This is a genomic window from Pseudonocardia charpentierae, assembly GCF_031845345.1.
Lineage (GTDB): Bacteria > Actinomycetota > Actinomycetes > Mycobacteriales > Pseudonocardiaceae > Pseudonocardia > Pseudonocardia charpentierae.
This window is the reverse complement of sequence record NZ_JAVREJ010000004.1, coordinates 236,538-253,854: the sequence shown is the minus strand read 5'-3', so window position 1 is coordinate 253,854 and position 17,317 is coordinate 236,538. Positions and strand designations below refer to the sequence as shown.

Below are 17,317 nucleotides of genomic sequence, written 5' to 3'. Positions count from 1 at the left end.
GTCCACGGGGCCGTTCGGGAGAACGCGTGCAGCGAAAGCGGCGTTCGGTGCACTCAACGCACTGAAAGCCGCTTTCGCTACATCGGGGCCGCGCCGGGGCGGAGCGGGGCTCAGGCGAACGTGTGCCAGAGGAGCACGGCGTTCAGGGCGATGATCACCGCCGCCGCCAGCGAGGCCACCGCCGTCGTGAGCCGCCGGTTCACCAGCTCGCCCATCAGCCCGCGCCTCCGGGTGAGCAGCACCAGCGGCACCAGGGCGAACGGGATGCCGAACGCCAGCACCACCTGCGAGAACACCAGGGCCGCGGTCGGGTCGACGCCCAGTGAGAGCACCACGAGCGCCGGCGCCAGGGTCAGTGCGCGGCGCGCGAGCAGGGGGATCCGCCGCTGTACGAAGCCCTGCATCACCACTTGCCCCGCGTAGGTCCCCACGCCCGACGACGCGAAGCCGGACGCCAGCAGGGCCAGCGCGAACATCGTCGCCGCCGGGGCGTCGAGGGCCCGGGCCAGGCCGGCGTGCACACCCTCGAGGGTGTCCGTGTCCGGGATCGAGGACCCGTGGAACAGCGCCGCCGCGACCACGAGCATGGCTGCGTTGACCACTCCGGCCAACCCCATCGCCACGAGTACGCCCCGCCGGTGCGCCCGAAGCAGGCGGTGGCGCAGCTTCGCCGTGTGCCGGGGATCGCGTCGGCTCGTCAGCGCCGAGTGCAGGTAGATGACGTGCGGCATCACCGTCGCGCCCAGAATGCCGGTCGCCAGCAGCAGGCTCTCGGAGCCGGCGAAGGCCGGCACGAGGCCCGCGGCCAGCGGCCCGACCTCGACCGGCACGCGCAGCAGCGTGACGACGAAGCCGACGACGATCACGGCGAAGAGCCCCGCGACCGCGCGCTCGAACGGCCGGTGTCCGCGTTCCTGCAGCGCCAGCAGCCCGAACGCGACCACCCCCGTCACGAGGCCGCCGATCGGCAGGGGGAGCCCGAAGAGCAGGTAGAGCGCCACCGCGCCGCCGATGACCTCGGCCAGGTCGGTGGCGATCGCGACGAACTCCGCCTGCACCCAGAGTCCGATGTTGACCCGGCGCGGGAAGGTGTCGCGGCAGACCTCGGGCAGGTTGCGGCCCGTCGCGAGGCCGAGCTTGGCTGACAACGACTGGATCAGCATCGCGGTGATGTTGGCCGCGACGATCACCCAGAGCAGCAGGTAGCCGTACTCGGAGCCTGCGGCGAAGTTGGTGGCGAAGTTGCCGGGGTCGACGTAGGCGATCGCGGCGACGAACGCCGGCCCGAGAAGGGGGGCGGTGCGCAGCATCCGGGCCGGGCGGGCGGCGGCGGTGCGCATGGCGCTCATCATGCGAGCACGTCCACGTGCACCTCACGCCCGTGCACCAGGCGGGTCAGCGATTCGCCCAGGGCATGGTCACGACCGTCGAACCGCACCCAGAGCGGGCCGCCGGGTCCGCGTTCGAGCACGACCAGGGTCAGGCCGGGGACGACGCCGAGGTCGTCGAGGTGCGCCAGCGCGGCGGCGTCCCAGTCCTGCACCCGCTCGACCCGGAACTCCCCGCCGACCGCGGCGTCGGCGAGCCGGGTGCCCCAGCCCTCGACGTGGGCGTCGCCAGACCGCGGGATCGGGTCGCCGTGCGGGTCGTGCGTGGGGCGGTCGAGCAGGGCGTCGATGCGGTCGAGCAGCCGGTCCGACACGGCGTGCTCCAGGGCGTCCGCCTCGTCGTGCACCTCGTGCGGCGCGAGCCCGACGACGCGGACGAGGAAGGTCTCGAGCAGTCGGTGCCTACGGACGACGTGCCGGGCGTGCCCGGCGCCGTGCGGCGTCAGCGTGGCGCGGTGGTCCGTGCGCTCGACGAGCCCGTGCTCGGCGAGCCGCTTGAGCATGATCGACACGGTGGGTGGGGAGACGCCCAGGTGCCGGGCCAGGACCGACGTGCTCACCTCGTCGCCGCGACCCGTCAGCACGAAGATGGTCCGCAGCGCGTCTTCGGTCGGGGCGGTGGGCACGAGCCCGCAGCAGGCTCGTGACGAGCGCAGATCCTCCATCGGGCAACCTCTCACACCGGTGTTAGAGCGGTCTAATACCCCGAACCTAGGAGCGCACACCGGCAGTGGATGTCTCATCGCGAGACGGACATGCCACGGCCCCGCCGGCGACGCTGCCGACGGGGCCGTGGACGAACTCTTCAGGACGTGGCGGCGTACCGCTTGGCGAGCAGGTCGCGGCACGTGCCGCCGTTCGCCTCGATGCTCACGCCTGTGAGCCGCGCCCGCCGCAGATGCAGTGGGACCTGCGCGGCCGTGACGGGCTCGCCCTCCGGATGCAGCAGCAACGGCGCGTCGTCGCCGCACGGCAGCCCGACCTCGGCCCGCCGCGCCCGCAGCCGGTCGAGGTCCTGTGACGGCGGGACCTGCCCGAGCCGCAGCGCAGCCAGCTCGTCGGGGCCCATTCCGGAGTTGACCAGCGGCCGCGCCACCCGCTCCTGGCCGGCGAGCGCGGCCTTGCGGAAGAACGTGGCACGCAGGTCGTCGAGCTCCGCGACGGCCTCACCCGGGAACGCGGCGACGAATCCCGCCCGTGCCGCGACGCCCTGGTTGATCACCTCGGAGACGAAGTGGTCTTCCAGCGCGACGTCCACCCGCGTGATCCCTGGGACCGCCGACACCGCGTCGTGCGCGTCGGCGACCATCAGCCACGAGAAGTTCGGCGAGCAGAAGAACGTCGGGAGCCGCAGTCGGACGACAGCGACTGCGCCAGATCCGTCCGGGTCTTCGGACACGGTGCACGACGTCACGAACTCGAGCGAGGTGATCGGCTCGTCGAGCTCGGGGTCGAGCACCGTGTCCAGCGCGGCCCAGACGGCGTCCCGGAGGACACCGCTCATGCCTGCGACCCCGCGGCCAGCCCGGCGTCGATCAGCAGCTCCTCACCGGGCTGCTTCTGCTCGTCCGCGGTCGTGCCCGGAGCGGGCAGCTGGCACTCGGCGGGCACCTCGATGTCGTAGAGCTTCGCCGAGTTCAGGCCCATGATCTTCTTCTTTGCCGCGGTGGTGAGGCGCGGGTAGTCGGAGAACGCCTCGTCGTCCGGCATCTGCCAGTCGATGAAGCCCTCGACCTGCCACTTCGGCTCCCAGATGCCGTAGTCGCTGCCGAAGACGATGCGGTCTTCACCCACCCAGAACAGCAGTTCGCCCATGACCTTCGCGAAGAACTTCGGACGGGCGTACATGTGGGCGCCGATCACGACGGACAGCCCCGCGTACACGTTCGGCTCCTGCACCGCCGTGTAGCAGAAGTCCTCGATCCGCGGCAGGCCGACGTGCTCGACGATGAAGTTCATCTCGGGGAAGTCGGTGGCGGCGTGGTCGACGTCCTCGATGTTGAACGCGTCCTTGTCCAGGGGCCAGATCGTGGGGCCCTTGTGCAGGTGGACGTTCTTGATGCCGAGGTCCTGGGTCCGCTTCAGGAAGTCGCGAGCCTCGGGCTGGTCGATCTTGTAGCCGCGCGAGTCGCCGATCCACTCGGCCGTGTAGACCTTGACGCCCTTGAAGTTGTACTTCTTGTGGTCAGCTTCGAACTGGCGCCAGCCCTCCTCACCCTCGCGCGGGTCCCAGCGCCCGTTCACGATGACCTTCTCCGGGAAGGCGTCGGCGATCTGCCGGTTGCGCTCGACGGTGTTGAAGCCCTCCTTGTACCAGTACTTCAGGTAGGTCGACTGGAGGACGGCCACGTCGACGTGGCCCTCGTCGAAGACGTCGTGCTTGTAGTCGTCGACGGTCCAGCGCTGGTACTTCTCCATGTCCCAGTGGGTCTCGGGCGGGCCGAGCTGGTGGTACCCGTAGAAACAGTCGATCCAGCCCTTGGCGAGGTTCTCCCGGCCCTCGACCCAGTTGTCGGGCCGGGCGTTCCAGAAGTGCTGGTGCTCGTCGACGATGAAGTACTTCTCGCCGTCCTTCTCGTACATGGTGGTGGTCCTTCGCGTCTGTGGTGGTGGGCGCGTCAGTTCGGGCGTGCAGGTGGACGGGTCAGGGGACGAGGATCGCCCGGCCCCGGACCCGCCCGGCGTCGAGGTCGTGCAGGGCGTCCAGGGCGGCATCGAGCGGGTACTGCTTCGTGTGCAGCGTGACCTTGCCCGCCTGGGCGAGGACCATCAGTTCGGCGAGGTCGTTGTAGGTGCCGACGATGTTGCCGATCACGTTCTTCTCGCCGCCGACGAAGTCGAGCGTCGGGGCCGTGAACTGGCCGCCGTACCCGATGACGTACATCGAGCCGGCAGGGGCGGTCATCGCCCAGGCGTCGAGCTCGGCGCCCTGCTCCGCGACGAAGTCGAACACGACGTTGCCGCCCCTGCCGCCGGTCAGGTCTTTGACGGCGTCGACGTGACTGCCGTCGGCGACCACCGTCTCGTCCGCACCGATCTGCTTGGCCAGCGCGAGGGCGTCGGGGTTGCGGTCGACGACGATGATCCGGGTGCCGGTGATCGCGGCGAGGGCCTGGATGCCGATGTGGCCCAACCCGCCGGCGCCCTGCACCACTGCGGTCGTGCCGGGGTAGAGCGCGGGGACGGCCTTGCGGACGGCGTGGTACGCGGTGATCCCGGCGTCGGCGAGCGCGGCGACGTCGGCGGGCTTGGTGTCGGGGTTGAGCTTGACGCAGGCCCGCGCGGTGGTCCGGAGGTACTCGGCCATACCGCCGTCGTTGTTGCTCAGGCCCGGGAAGAACGCGTTCTCGCACTGCATGTCGCGGCCGGCGCGACAGGCCAGGCACAGACCGCACGAGGGCTGCGGGTGCAGGATCACGGTGTCGCCGACGGCGACGTTCGTGACGCCCTCGCCGATCTCGTGCACCCAGCCGGCGTTCTCGTGCCCGATGACGTAGGGCAGGTCCGGGTTCTGGATCTCCGCCCAGTCGCCGTTGACGATGTGCAGGTCGGTGCGGCACACCCCGGCGCCGCCGATCTTGACGATGACGTCGAGCGGGCCCTGGAGCGTGGGCTCCGGGATGTCGTCGATCCGCGGATCGCTGTGGTACTCGTGCACCCGTACTGCCTTCACGCAGTGACCTCCTCGTCGATTCCGCGGTCAACCGATCCGACGCTACGTAGCACCTATGGTGACCGGAGTCTCATGTTGAGACACTTCGATCACCTTGTCCACCCTGCCGGAAGCGCTTGCAGTGATCCCTCGTCCGCCGCCCACGCGTACGTCCAGCAGGCCGTCCCCGGTCCGCTACCCGAGGTCGCCGCGACGCGGATGCGCCGGTACTCCGGGCCCTCGTAGCGGTCGAGATCGCCGAGCGCGGAGACGGGATCACGCATGGTGACGACCCATCCGGGCGCACGCGACGACCCGTCGGGAAGCAGCGCCGGATAGCCGAAGCCGGTGTCCCATACCTGCCCGGCCACAGTGGCGCGCCGGGGCCGTCCGACGGAGTGCTCCGCCAGCAACGGCCAGGCCCGGTGGCCCGGCTGCAGCGTCCCGTAGACGAACACCGCCGACGGCCACGCGTCGGGGTCCGGCGCACCATGCACGGTGGTGGCCGACAGCCCGTCGTCCGGGGCCGGCACGCCGTCGAGCGCGAAGGCCGCGGCCTGGTCGAGGTCGGCGCAGCGCACCGGGCTCCCGTTCACCAGCAGTGGGCGGCGGATGGCCGACAGCCCGAGGTAGCACCACGGTGCCTCGATGCGCAGGCCGTCGTCGGTGTGGACCGCGCCGGTGCCCAGCCGGGCCAGCCGGTAGCGGTCGTCGCGGCCCTCGCAGCGGTCGAGCACGGCGACCTGCTCGGGCGTGGCCAGCCAGACGGCGTGCTTCTCGGTCGCCCCCGGTGCGGCGCCGAGCACGGAGGTCCGCTGCCCGTCGCGGGCCCGGAACCCGCTGGCCCACACCGCCGCCAGATTCTCGGTCCGGGCCCGCAGCACCACGACCGGCCCGGTCAGCCCCAGCGACCGGCGCAGCCACGTGATCTTGCTCGGGTTGCGGTTCGAGCCGTAGGAGAGCAGGGGGATGCGCGCCGCGAGCGGGGGAGCCCCGTGCCCCGCCAGCCACAGATCCAGCTCGGCGCCACCCGCTTCACCGACGCGCCAGCAGACGTCGAAGGTCAGCGGGTGGCTGCACTCGTCGAGGTGGACGAAGGAGAAGGGCGGGACGGCGCCGGGGTAGGGGTCGGCGGGGAAGTCGGCGTCCGGGTAGGCGCGGCTCGGCACGTTCCTACGGTAGGCATCGGCCAGGTAGCACCTCAGGTGCTACCTGGCGGTGACTCAGTGACCCCGGACGATCCACTCCTCCAGGTGCGGCAGCTCCGTGCCGATCGACGTCGAGTCGCCGTGGCCCGTGCGGACCGTGGTGTCGCCGGGCAGCGTGAGCAGGCGGTGGCGGATCGAGTCGATGATCGTGTCGAACGACGAGAACGACCGCCCCGTCGCACCCGGGCCGCCCTGGAACAGGGTGTCGCCGGTGAACACCGTGGATAGTTCGGGGACGTGGAGGCACGTCGAACCGGGGGAGTGCCCGGGTGTGGTGATCGCGTGCAGCTCGATCCCGCCCGCGGTGAGCACGTCGCCGTCGCACAGGTCGTGGTCCGGCTTGCGGTCCGGGTGCGCCATCGCCCAGAGGGGCGCCTCGGCGGGGTGTACGTAGACCGGGGCGTCGAAGCGGTCGGACAGGGCAGGTGCCTGGTTGACGTGGTCGTCGTGGGCGTGCGTGCACACGATCGCCACCACGCGCCTGCCGCCGATCGCGGTCGCGATCTTCTCCAGGTCGTGCGCGGCGTCGACGACGATGACCTCGTTCTCGTCGCCGACGAGCCACACGTTGTTGTCGACGTCCCAGGTGCCGCCGTCGAGGGAGAACGTGCCGGAAGTGACCACGTGGTCGACCGGGCCCATCAGAACACCACCACCGAGCGGAGGACCTCGCCCTTGTGCATCTTGTGGAACGCCGCCTCGACGTCGTCGAGCCCGATGGTCTCGGACACGAACTTCTCCAGCGGCAGCCGGCCCTGCAGGTGCAGGTCGATCAGCATGGGGAAGTCGCGCGAGGGCAGGCAGTCGCCGTACCAGGACGACTTGGTGGCCCCGCCGCGGCCGAAGACGTCGAGCAGCGGCAGTTCGACGCGCATGTCCGGGGTGGGGACGCCGACCAGGACGACGGTGCCGGCGAGGTCGCGGGCGTAGAAGGCCTGGGTGAAGGTCTCCGGGCGGCCCACGGCGTCGACGACGACGTTCGCGCCGTTGCCGTCGGTGAGCGCCTGGACCCCCTCGACCGCGTCCTGCTCGCGGGAGTTGATGGTGTGGGTGGCGCCGAAATCCTTCGCCCACGCCAGTTTCGTGTCGTCGATGTCGACGGCGATGATCGTCGACGCGCCGGCGAGGCGGGCGCCGGCGATGGCGGCGTTGCCGACTCCGCCGCAGCCGATGACGGCGATGGAGTCGCCCCGGCCGACCTTGCCGGTGTTGATCGCCGCGCCGATGCCGGCCATGACCCCGCAGCCGAGCAGCCCGGCGACCTCGGGCTTGGCGGCGGGGTTGACCTTGGTGCACTGCCCGGCGTGGACGAGGGTCTTCTCGACGAACGCGCCGATGCCCAGGGCGGCGGAGAGCTCCTGGCCCGAGGTCAGGGTCATCTTCTGTGCGGCGTTGTGGGTGGTGAAGCAGTACCAGGGCTCGCCGCGGCGGCAGGCGCGGCAGTTCCCGCAGACCGCGCGCCAGTTGAGGATGACGAAATCGCCGGGGGCGACGTCGGTGACGCCCTCGCCGACGGCTTCGACGATCCCGGCGGCCTCGTGGCCGAGCAGGAACGGGAACTCGTCGTTGATGCCGCCCTCGCGGTAGTGCAGGTCGGTGTGGCACACCCCGCAGGCCTGGACCGCGACCACGGCCTCACCCGGCCCCGGGTCCGGGATCACGATCGTCTCCACCGACACCGGGTCGCCCTTCTTGTGCGCGACGACCCCGCGGACCTCCTGCGGCATGGCTGCTCGCCTCCTCCTTCTCGACTCATGCGCAGCCTGCCATGCACCCCCGACAGTCGTCGTGGGCAGGACGGTGGGTGAAGTGCCGGAATCGTCGGCCGGCTGGGGTATGAAGGAGCGGAGAGACGGAGGGCGGCCATGGCGGCATCCACGACACCGATTCCCGAGGCCTACATCTACGAGGCGATCCGCACACCACGCGGGCGGGGCAAGGCCTCCGGCTCGCTGTACGAGGTCAAACCGATCGCGCTGGTCGTCGGCCTGATCCACGAGCTGCGCAGACGGTTCCCGACGCTCGATCCGGCGGCGATCGACGACGTCGTGCTGGGCGTCGTCACCCCGGTCGGCGACCAGGGCGGCGACATCGCCCGGGCCGCGGCGCTGGCCGCGGGGCTGCCCGACACCGTCGCCGGGGTGCAGCTCAACCGGTTCTGCGCATCGGGGCTGGAGGCGGTCAACACCGCCGCCATGAAGATCCGCTCCGGTATGGAGGACCTGGTCCTCGCGGGCGGCGTCGAGTCGATGTCGCGGGTGCCGATGGGTTCCGACGGCGGTGCCTGGGCGATGGACCCGGAGACCGCCTACGACACGGGCTTCGTCCCCCAGGGCATCGGCGCGGATCTGATCGCCACCCTCGACGGGTACTCGCGCACGGACGTCGACACGTACGCCGTCGAGTCGCAGACGCGCGCCGCGAAGGCGTGGGCGAACGGCTGGTTCGCCCGGTCGGTCGTGCCGGTGCGCGACCGCAACGGGCTCACGGTCCTCGAGCGCGACGAGCACCTGCGTCCCGGCGCCACGCTGGACGCCCTCGCCGGGCTGACGCCGTCGTTCGCCTCGATCGGCGAGGCGGGCGGGTTCGACGCCGTCGCCTTGCAGCGCTACCACTGGGTCGAGCGCATCGAGCACGTGCACCACGCCGGCAACGCCTCGGGCATCGTCGACGGTGCGGCGCTCGTGCTGGTGGGCAACGAGGTGGCAGGATCGGCGGCCGGGCTGGCGCCTCGCGCCCGCATCGTCTCCGTCGGGCTCTCCGGGTCGGACCCGACGATCATGCTCACGGGGCCCACCCCGGCCAGCCGCAAGGCGCTGGCCAAGGCCGGCCTCACCGTCGACGACATTGATCTCTTCGAGGTCAACGAGGCGTTCGCGGCCGTGCCCATGCGGTTCATGCGCGAGATGGGCGTGCCGCACGAGAAGGTCAACGTCAACGGCGGCGCCATCGCCATGGGTCACCCGCTCGGCGCCACCGGGGCGATGATCCTCGGCACGCTGCTGGACGAGCTGGAACGCCGCGAGCTGCGCTACGGGCTGGCGACCCTCTGCGTCGGCGGCGGCATGGGAATCGCGACGATCGTGGAGCGGGTATGACGAGCACCGGGAGCGCCGAGGAGAAGGCCGTCCGCTGGGAGCGCGGCGACGGGGCACTGGACGGGATCGCCGTCGTCGTCCTGGACGACCCCGCCCGAAGCGCGAACACGATGAACGAGGCCTACCTCGCCGGGATGGCGCAGGTCCTCGACGAGCTGTCGGCGGCCCGGAGCGAGCTGCGCGGCGTGATCGTGACCTCGGCCAAGAAGACGTTCTTCGCCGGCGGCGACCTGGAGACCCTGATCGGGTACGGCCCGGACGACGCCCCGGCCGTGTTCGAGCACGTCACCCGGCTCAAGGGGCAGTTGCGCCGGCTCGAGACCCTCGGTCTGCCCGTGGTCGCCGCCCTGACGGGCAGCGCGCTCGGCGGCGGCCTGGAGATCGCGCTGGCCTGCCACCGCCGCATCGCGGTCGACGCTCCGGGCGTGGTCTTCGGGCTGCCCGAGGTGACGCTGGGCCTGCTCCCCGGCGCGGGTGGCGTCACCCGGATCACCCGCATGCTGGGCATCGCGGACGGCTTCATGAAGGTGCTGGCCCAGGGGCAGCGCCACAAACCCGCGGCGGCGCTGGAGATCGGCATCGTCGACGAGCTGGTGGCGGGCCGCGAGGAGGCGCTGGAGAGGGCCCGCGCGTGGATCGGCGAGCATCCGGAGGCGCGGCAGCCCTGGGATTCACCCGGCTACCGCATCCCGGGCGGCACCCCGTCGACGCCGAAGCTCGCGGCGGTGCTGCCGGCGTTCCCCGCCAACCTGCGCAAGCAGCTCAAGGGCGCACCGCTTCCTGCGCCGCGCAACATCCTGGCGGCGGCGGTCGAAGGCGCGCAGGTCGATGTCGACACCGCGCTGCGCATCGAGACCCGGTACTTCGTCGAACTGGCCACCGGGCAGGTGGCCAAGAACATGACCAAGGCGTTCTTCTTCGACATGCAGGCGATCAGCGGCGGCGCCTCGCGCCCCTCCGAGTACGACCGGTGGACGCCCACCCGGGTCGCCGTCCTCGGCGCCGGGATGATGGGCGCGGGCATTGCCTACTCGTGTGCGCTGGCCGGCTGGGAGGTCGTGCTCAAGGACGTCGACCGCGACGCTGCGGCAAAGGGCAAGGCGTACTCCGAGGGCTTGGTCGCGAAGGGCGTGCAGCGCGGGCGGACGACACCCGAGAAGGGCGCGGCCCTGCTCGACCGGATCACCCCGACCGACGACTACGCGGCCCTCGCCGGGTGTGACCTCGTGATCGAGGCCGTCTTCGAGTCGGTGTCGCTGAAGAAGGAGGTCTACGCCGAGGTCGCGAAGGTCGTCGCGGCGGACGCCCTGCTGTGCTCGAACACCTCGACCCTGCCGATCACCTCGCTCGCCGAGGGTGTCGACCGGCCTGCCGACTTCATCGGGCTGCACTTCTTCTCCCCGGTCGACAAGATGCCGCTCATCGAGATCATCCGCGGTCGCGGGACCTCGGACGCGACGCTCGCCAGGGCGTTCGACGTGGCGGTCGGCCTGCGGAAGACTCCCATCGTCGTCAACGACAGCCGCGGCTTCTTCACCAGCCGGGTGATCAGCACCTTCCTCAACGAGGGCGTCGCGATGCTCGCCGAAGGCATCGACCCGCAGACCGTCGAGCAGGCCGCCGCGCAGGCCGGCTATCCGGCGCCGGTCCTGCAGTTGATGGACGAGCTCACCCTCACGCTGCCGCTCAAGATCCGCGACGAGGCCCGTACGGCGGCAGGCGACGCGTACGTCCCGCATCCGGCGGAGGCCGTGCTGGACCGGCTCGTGGAGGAGTTCGGCCGGAAGGGCCGCAGCAGCGGGTCCGGGTTCTACGACTACGAGAACGGCCGTCGCACGCGGCTCTGGCCGGGCCTGCGCACGGAGCTGGGTGCGACGAACCACGACGTCGACCTGCGCGAGCTGGCCGAGCGCATGCTGGTCGTCGAGGCGATCGAGACCCAGCGCTGCCTCGACGAGGGAGTGCTCACCAGCGTGGCCGACGCGAACGTGGGCTCGGTCCTGGGCATCGGATTCCCGCCGTGGACGGGCGGGGTCGTGCAGTACGTCGAGGGCTTCCCGGGCGGGGTGGCCGGGTTCGTGGCCCGGGCGGACGCCCTCGCGGAGCGGTACGGCGAGCGGTTCGGCGTTCCCACGTCGCTGCGTTCTCGAGCCGCCGCCTGAGGCCGCTGGGTGGATCTTCGGACGAATCGGGCACTCTGGAGGGGTGGTGGCGGAGTGGGTGTTCTCGATCGTCGACAAGCTGGGCGAGATCGGCGTCGGTCTTCTGATCCTCCTGGAGAATCTGATCCCTCCCATCCCGTCCGAGGCGATCCTCCCTCTGGCCGGCTTCCGCGCCCGCACCGGCGCCCTCAATGTCTGGTTGGTCTGGCCTGCGGCGACGCTCGGCTCCGTGCTCGGCGCGCTCGCGCTCTACGGCATCGGTGCGTGGCTCGGCTACGACCGGCTGCGCACGCTGGCGGGCAAGCGCTGGTTCTTCATCACGAGCCAGAAGGACCTCGACCGCGGCGAAAAGATCTTCACGCGGCACGGCGGCAAGATGGTGCTGTTCGGCCGCTGCGTCCCGCTGATCCGCAGCGTCGTCTCGATCCCGGCCGGTATCGACCGGATGCCGCTACCCCGCTTCCTACTGCTCACGGCGATCGGCAGCGGCGTCTGGAACGCGATCTTCATCGCGCTGGGCTGGATCCTCGGCGACAACTGGGACCGCGTGCAGGGCTGGCTCGGCCCGGTCAGCTACGTGGTGCTCGGGCTCGTCGTCGTCGGGCTCATCTGGCTCGCGGTCCGCAAGATGCGCGAGCGGTCCGGGAAGCAGACCTCAGCCGGCGTCCCCTGAGGTCCGGCGCACGGCCAGCGCCACCGCCTCCTGCGGGTCCGCGGCTCCGCGCTGCGCCCGCGCCCCCGTGCCGCGGCGCAGCACCGCGGTGAGCCGCTCGCGCACCTCGTCGAGGTCGCCCGCATCCTCCAGCGCGGGGGTGACGTGCGTGACCAGCCGCCCGAGCACGTCCGCGGCCGGGGCCGGGCGCCACGTGCAGGGATCGAGCAGCGTGTCGTCGACGCCCGAACGGGCCGCTCGCCATGCCGCCAGCCGCAGCAGTTCCAGCCGCACGGGGTCCGCCGGCGCTCCGGTCCGCCAGGCCTGCGCGGCCGTCTCCACCAGCGCCCGGACCAGTGCGGCGAGCAGCACCGCGTCGTCGACGTCGAGGCACACGTCGCCGACGCGGACCTCCAGGGTGGGGTGCTGCACCGAGAGCCGGGCGTCGAAGTAGATCATCCCGCGGTCGAGCAGCGTCTCGGTGTCGATCATCGCCTGCACGGTGTCGTGGTAGACGGCCGGCGAGCCGAAGGGTGCGTACGGTCCCGCTGACGGCCATCGCTGCCACACCTGGGTGCGGTAGCTCGCGTACCCGGAGTCGGCACCCTGCCAGAAGGGCGAGTTCGCGGTGAGCGCGAGCAGGGATGCGAGCCACGGCCGGATCCGGTCGAGCGCACCGACGCCCTCCTCGTCGGAGTCGACCGCGACGTGCACGTGGCACCCGCAGGTGAGCTCCTCGGACACCGTCAGGCCGAACCGCCGCCCCATCTCGCGGTAGCGCTCGCTTGACGACAGCGTCGGCTCGACGGCCAGCGGGGAGGTGCCGAGCGCCGCCAACCGCGACCCGGCGGCCGCCGCCGCCCGCGCCGCCACCGAGCGGGCCCGGCGCAGCTCGCGATCGACCTCGGCGAGGGTCGTGCACGGACGTGTTGCGCTCTCCACCTGCTCGCGCTGCAGCTCACCGGTCAGCCCAATGGTGGATTCAGCCGCGGGGTCGGCGGCCAGCGCCACGTGGGAAACGGCCCGCGGGTGCCCGGTGTCCGGGTCGACCAACAGGTACTCCTCTTCGACCCCGACCGTGCGCGTCACTGCAGGAGTATCGCGGTGTAGGCGGGCCGCGAGTCGATCAGCCCCGCCGGCGCTCCGCCAGAACCGTCTTGATGTGCAGGCCGACGCGGTCGCCGAGCATGACGCCGCCGATGCCGGCGAGCGCTGCGGGGACGATCAGGAGGAGGTCGGCGAACACCACGGTGGTCTCCTTCGCACCCGGTCCGGGGATCCGGGTTGCCTCGTGGAGCCGCGCCGTCGGGGTCGGGCGTGCTCCTGCGCGTGTGCGTCGTGCCCGACGCATTGATTGACGGTTACTGTGCGGCACCGGCACTCGATCGTGAACTGGATCGTGTGCGACATCACGTTTGAACAACGGCACAGTAGCGTACTGGTCACGGTGACTCGGCTGTGGCGCGTCCGCTGCGCAGCCAGCGGACGACGGACGGTCCGAGCAGCAGTGCCGGTAGCCCCTCCGCCACGAGCGCCGACCAGCCCACCGCGGTGAGCCCGACGGGGCCGGCCAGGAGCGCCGTCCCGCCGACCAGCACCACGGCCTGCAGCGACTGCAGGACCGCGATCCGGCCGGTGCGGTTCTGCAGGCGGCTCCGCGTGTTGAACAGCGAGGTCACCACCTTGGGGAAGACGGTGAGCATGAGCAGCTGCAGCAGGAACGTCGCGTTCTCCCGGTACTCCGCCCCGAACAGCATGAGCAGCCACGGCGCACCGACGGCGACCACGACCGCGGCGGGCCAGACGGTCACGGCGATCCGCCGCAGCATCGCCGCCGCGTAGTGCGATGCCCGCTCCTCGTCCTTAGCGGCCTCCACCACGAGCGACGACACGATGGCCGAGGAGAGCAGCGTCATCGCCGCGAACGCCGTCTGCGCCGGCAGGAAGAAGCCGCCCTGGGCCGAGCCGAGCAGCTGCACGACCAGGACCGGCAGGAACGTCGACGACATCTGCCCGGCCAGATGCCCGACGTACCCGCCCGCGAGGTACCGCGTCAGCACCGTGCGCGTGGGCACGTACGGATCGACAGTCGACGCCGCGTGCCGAGGTATGAGCCGCCGGAACAGCAGGAGGTTCACCGGCACCAGGAGCGCGAGCACCGGCAGCGTCCAGGAGGTGAACACCCCGTCGGAGAGCGACGTCCGGGCCACGACCACGAGCAGTCCGAGCTTGACGACCCCGTACACGGCGTTCTCGAGCGGGATCCACATCGACGCGCGCAGGCCCGTGAGTGCCGAGTCCTGGAGGTTGAACACCGACCACGCCACCGTCGACACCACGAACCAGCAGGCGAACGGCAGCGACACGTGCAGCGGGTCCGAGGCGTCGAGCAGGAGGTGGCACCAGGCCATCGCCAGCGTCGCACCGAGCACGGCGAGCCCGACCGCGACGCCGTACGACACCATTACCAGCCGCCGCGTCCCGCCACCGGCACGCGGGAGGAACCGGATCAGTGCCTGGCCGAAGTCGGCCTGGGTGAGGATCGACACCAGCAGCATCAGCGAGATCAGGGCGTTGCCGCGGCCGACGTCGTCGGGTGTCGACGTGCGGGCCGCGACGATCCAGTAGAGCAGCCCGAGCCCGGAGTTCACGATCGTGTTGAGCATGAGGGCGTAGGCGTTGCGGTACATCGGCACCGACACCTCGCGCCGCAGACGCGCGACGCGGCCCGTTGTCACGGGCCCGACGGTACCGACGCCCTAAGATCGGCAGCAGATCGACATGGAGGGGGAGGTGCTCGTGCGGGAGCAGCTCCGTTCCGCCGGGAGACCGGTCGCCGATTCCCGGAACGTCCTGCAGGGCGCCGACTACCGGATCACGGTGCTGGCCGACGGCCTCGTGCGGCTGGAGTACAGCGCGTCCGGCGAGTTCGAGGACCGGGCGAGTCAGGCCGTCGTCGACCGCGCGTTCCCGCCCGCCGAGTTCCAGGTCGTCGAGACCGACGACCGGCTCACGGTCCACACCGCCCGGCTGCAGCTGGTCTACGACAAGCGGCCGTTCAGCACGGAGGGCCTCTCGGTGCAGGCCAAGGGCGGCTACCGGTCCGACGAGAGTGTCTGGCGCTACGGCCTGCCCACGTCGAACCTCGGCGGCACGGCGCGGACCCTCGACGAGGCCGACGGCCCGGTGCCGCTGGAGCCCGGGTTGCTCTCCCGCGAGGGCGTCACCTACTACGACGACTCCCACACGGTGCTCCTCACCGACGACGGCTGGATCGCACCCCGCCGCCCGGACACCGTCGACCTCTACGTCTTCGCCTACGGCCGCGACTACCGCGCCGCGCTGCGCGCCTTCTACCGCCTGACCGGTCCCCAGCCGCTGCTGCCGCGCTTCGCCCTGGGCAACTGGTGGAGCCGCTACCACCCCTACTCCGCCGACGAGTACCTCGGCCTGATGGACCGCTTCGCCGCCGAGGGCATCCCGCTGTCGGTCGCGGTGCTGGACATGGACTGGCACCTCGTCGACATCGACCCCCGCTACGGCAGCGGCTGGACCGGATACACCTGGAACCGCGACCTGTTCCCCGACCCGCCGGCCTTCCTCGCCGCCCTGCACGAGCGCGGGCTCGCGACGACCCTCAACGTGCACCCGGCCGAGGGCGTGCACGCCCACGAGGAGCACTACGCCGCGATCGCGCGACGGATGGGCGTCGACCCGGACAGCGAGCTGCCGGTCGACTTCGACCCCGCGGACCCGGCGTTCCTGGAGGCCTACCTCGAGGAGCTGCACCATCCGCGGGAGGCCGAGGGCGTCGACTTCTGGTGGGTGGACTGGCAGCAGGGCGGCGTTACCCGCATCCCGGGGCTGGACCCGCTGTGGCTGCTCAACCACTTCCACTTCCTGGACTCCGGTCGGAACGGGAAGCGCCCGCTCACGTTCTCCCGCTACGCCGGGGTCGGCAGCCACCGCTACCCGATCGGCTTCTCCGGCGACACGGTGATCACCTGGGAGTCGCTGGACTTCCAGCCGTACTTCACCGCCACCGCGAGCAACGTGGGCTACGGCTGGTGGAGCCACGACGTCGGCGGGCACTTTTTCGGCTACAAGGACGACGAGCTCACCGTCCGCTGGACCCAGCTCGGCGTCTTCTCGCCGATCACCCGGCTGCACTCCAGCGACAGCCCGTTCAACACCCGCGAACCGTGGCGCTTCGGCGAGCGGGCGCAGCGGATCATGACCCGCTTCCTGGCGCTGCGGCACCGCCTCGTGCCCTACCTGCACACGATGAACCGGCGCGCGCACCTCGACGGCGAACCGCTGGTGCAGCCGATGTACTACGACCACCCGGACGACCTCGACGCCTACCGGGTGCGCAACCAGTACCGCTTCGGCGACCGGCTGCTCGTCGCCCCGATCACCACGCCTGCGGACCGGGCGACCGGCCTCGGGGCCGTGCGCGCCTGGCTGCCGCCCGGGCGGTGGACCGACGTGTTCACCGGCCTGACCTACCGCGGCGGCACCACGATCCAGCTGCACCGCGACCTCGACACGATCCCCGTGCTCGCGCCCGCCGGCGCGATCCTGCCCCTCGTGGCCGACGGGGAGGCCGGCTTCGGCACGGCCAACCCGGAGGCGCTGGAGCTGCGCGTGTACGCGGGCCCGGACGGCGAGTTCACCCTCGCCGAGGAACACGACGACGAGCGCTGGGCGTTCACCCACATCGTCCGCACCGGCGACGAGCTGCGGATCCATCCCGCCGACGGCGACCTCGGCTCCGTCCCCGCGACCCGCCGCTACGACGTCGTGCTGTGCGGGTTCGCCGGGGTCACGGCGGTCGAGGTCGACGGGGCCGCGCACCCGGCCGTCCCGGGCCCGGTCGCCGGCAGCGTGGCCGTGCGACTTCCGTCGGTCGCCGCGACCGAGGGCGCCGTGCTCCGGCTGGTCGGCGACACCACGCCGGCCGACAACCGGGACGTCCCGGAACGGCTCTTCGCCCTACTGGACGCCGCGCAGATCGAGCTGACGACCAAGGAGCGGGTCCACCGGGCCGTGACGACCCACGACCCGGCCCGCGCCGTTCCCGCGCTCGCGGCTCTGGACCTGCCGCGGCCGCTGTTCACCGCCGTCGTCGAACTCCTGCTGGCCGACGCCGGCTGA

15 protein-coding genes are annotated in these 17,317 nt (G+C 71.5%); 4 read left to right on the top strand and 11 right to left on the bottom strand.

Annotated features, from left to right (window positions below):
- Nucleotides 1-110: 110 nt before the first annotated feature.
- The 8 genes from RM445_RS08825 to RM445_RS08790 form a co-directional block, all read right to left on the bottom strand.
- Nucleotides 111-1,349, bottom strand: a complete 1,239-nt coding sequence (locus RM445_RS08825; RefSeq protein ID WP_397469263.1) for an Nramp family divalent metal transporter — start codon at nt 1,347-1,349, stop codon at nt 111-113.
- Nucleotides 1,349-2,053, bottom strand: a complete 705-nt coding sequence (locus RM445_RS08820; protein ID WP_311555640.1) for a metal-dependent transcriptional regulator — start codon at nt 2,051-2,053, stop codon at nt 1,349-1,351. Before RM445_RS08820 ends, RM445_RS08825 begins: the two co-directional genes overlap by 1 nt.
- 140 nt (nt 2,054-2,193) lie before the next feature.
- Nucleotides 2,194-2,892 (bottom strand): iron-sulfur cluster assembly protein, encoded by a 699-nt coding sequence (locus tag RM445_RS08815; protein ID WP_311555639.1) that lies wholly within the window; start codon nt 2,890-2,892, stop codon nt 2,194-2,196.
- Entirely contained in the window at nt 2,889-3,971 is a 1,083-nt protein-coding gene (locus RM445_RS08810; protein WP_311555638.1) for an amidohydrolase family protein, read from the bottom strand. The genes RM445_RS08815 and RM445_RS08810 overlap by 4 nt, the downstream gene beginning before the upstream one ends.
- A 61-nt stretch (nt 3,972-4,032) precedes the next feature.
- Nucleotides 4,033-5,061 carry an NAD(P)-dependent alcohol dehydrogenase gene (locus RM445_RS08805; protein ID WP_311555637.1) on the bottom strand — a complete coding sequence of 343 codons (1,029 nt, stop codon included), beginning with the start codon at nt 5,059-5,061 and terminating at the stop codon, nt 4,033-4,035.
- A gap of 89 nt (nt 5,062-5,150) precedes the next feature.
- Entirely contained in the window at nt 5,151-6,209 is a 1,059-nt protein-coding gene (locus RM445_RS08800; RefSeq protein WP_311555636.1) for a gamma-glutamylcyclotransferase, read from the bottom strand.
- Nucleotides 6,210-6,263: 54 nt separating this feature from the next.
- Entirely contained in the window at nt 6,264-6,890 is a 627-nt protein-coding gene (locus RM445_RS08795) for an MBL fold metallo-hydrolase (RefSeq protein ID WP_311555635.1), read from the bottom strand.
- On the bottom strand, nt 6,890-7,975 hold the full coding sequence (locus RM445_RS08790; protein WP_311555634.1) for an S-(hydroxymethyl)mycothiol dehydrogenase: 1,086 nt from the start codon (nt 7,973-7,975) through the stop codon (nt 6,890-6,892). The genes RM445_RS08795 and RM445_RS08790 overlap by 1 nt, the downstream gene beginning before the upstream one ends.
- Before the next feature lie 138 nt (nt 7,976-8,113).
- Here RM445_RS08790 and RM445_RS08785 point away from each other — a divergent pair, with 138 nt between their 5' ends.
- From RM445_RS08785 to RM445_RS08775, 3 genes are read left to right on the top strand one after another with little or no spacing between them, the layout of a single operon-like run.
- Nucleotides 8,114-9,346: an acetyl-CoA C-acetyltransferase gene (locus tag RM445_RS08785; RefSeq protein WP_311555633.1), complete on the top strand. Its 1,233-nt coding sequence runs from the start codon at nt 8,114-8,116 to the stop codon at nt 9,344-9,346.
- A complete protein-coding gene (locus RM445_RS08780) occupies nt 9,343-11,508 on the top strand; it encodes a 3-hydroxyacyl-CoA dehydrogenase NAD-binding domain-containing protein (protein ID WP_311555632.1) in 2,166 nt (721 codons plus the stop codon). Before RM445_RS08785 ends, RM445_RS08780 begins: the two co-directional genes overlap by 4 nt.
- Before the next feature lie 43 nt (nt 11,509-11,551).
- Complete coding sequence (locus tag RM445_RS08775) at nt 11,552-12,181, top strand: DedA family protein (RefSeq protein WP_311555631.1); 630 nt, start codon at nt 11,552-11,554, stop codon at nt 12,179-12,181.
- Here RM445_RS08775 and RM445_RS08770 read toward each other — a convergent pair.
- From RM445_RS08770 to RM445_RS08760, 3 genes are all read right to left on the bottom strand, one after another.
- Complete coding sequence (locus tag RM445_RS08770; RefSeq protein ID WP_311555630.1) at nt 12,164-13,249, bottom strand: glutamate--cysteine ligase; 1,086 nt, start codon at nt 13,247-13,249, stop codon at nt 12,164-12,166. The two genes, RM445_RS08775 and RM445_RS08770, sit on opposite strands and share 18 nt — an antisense overlap.
- Before the next feature lie 37 nt (nt 13,250-13,286).
- Nucleotides 13,287-13,409, bottom strand: coding sequence for a hypothetical protein (locus RM445_RS08765; RefSeq protein WP_311555629.1), 123 nt, complete (start codon nt 13,407-13,409; stop codon nt 13,287-13,289).
- Between the two features lie 193 nt (nt 13,410-13,602).
- Complete coding sequence (locus RM445_RS08760; RefSeq protein ID WP_311555628.1) at nt 13,603-14,898, bottom strand: lipopolysaccharide biosynthesis protein; 1,296 nt, start codon at nt 14,896-14,898, stop codon at nt 13,603-13,605.
- A gap of 43 nt (nt 14,899-14,941) precedes the next feature.
- Here RM445_RS08760 and RM445_RS08755 point away from each other — a divergent pair, with 43 nt between their 5' ends.
- Nucleotides 14,942-17,317, top strand: a complete 2,376-nt coding sequence (locus RM445_RS08755) for a glycoside hydrolase family 31 protein (protein WP_311555627.1) — start codon at nt 14,942-14,944, stop codon at nt 17,315-17,317.

Coding starts and splice junctions, on each gene's coding strand:
- RM445_RS08825 (WP_397469263.1), bottom strand. CDS start 1,349: ATGAGCGCCATGCGCACCGCCGCCGCCCGCCCGGCCCGGATGCTGCGC.
- RM445_RS08820 (WP_311555640.1), bottom strand. CDS start 2,053: ATGGAGGATCTGCGCTCGTCACGAGCCTGCTGCGGGCTCGTGCCCACC.
- RM445_RS08815 (WP_311555639.1), bottom strand. CDS start 2,892: ATGAGCGGTGTCCTCCGGGACGCCGTCTGGGCCGCGCTGGACACGGTG.
- RM445_RS08810 (WP_311555638.1), bottom strand. CDS start 3,971: ATGTACGAGAAGGACGGCGAGAAGTACTTCATCGTCGACGAGCACCAG.
- RM445_RS08795 (WP_311555635.1), bottom strand. CDS start 6,890: ATGGGCCCGGTCGACCACGTGGTCACTTCCGGCACGTTCTCCCTCGAC.
- RM445_RS08790 (WP_311555634.1), bottom strand. CDS start 7,975: ATGCCGCAGGAGGTCCGCGGGGTCGTCGCGCACAAGAAGGGCGACCCG.
- RM445_RS08785 (WP_311555633.1), top strand. CDS start 8,114: ATGGCGGCATCCACGACACCGATTCCCGAGGCCTACATCTACGAGGCG.
- RM445_RS08780 (WP_311555632.1), top strand. CDS start 9,343: ATGACGAGCACCGGGAGCGCCGAGGAGAAGGCCGTCCGCTGGGAGCGC.
- RM445_RS08755 (WP_311555627.1), top strand. CDS start 14,942: ATGGAGGGGGAGGTGCTCGTGCGGGAGCAGCTCCGTTCCGCCGGGAGA.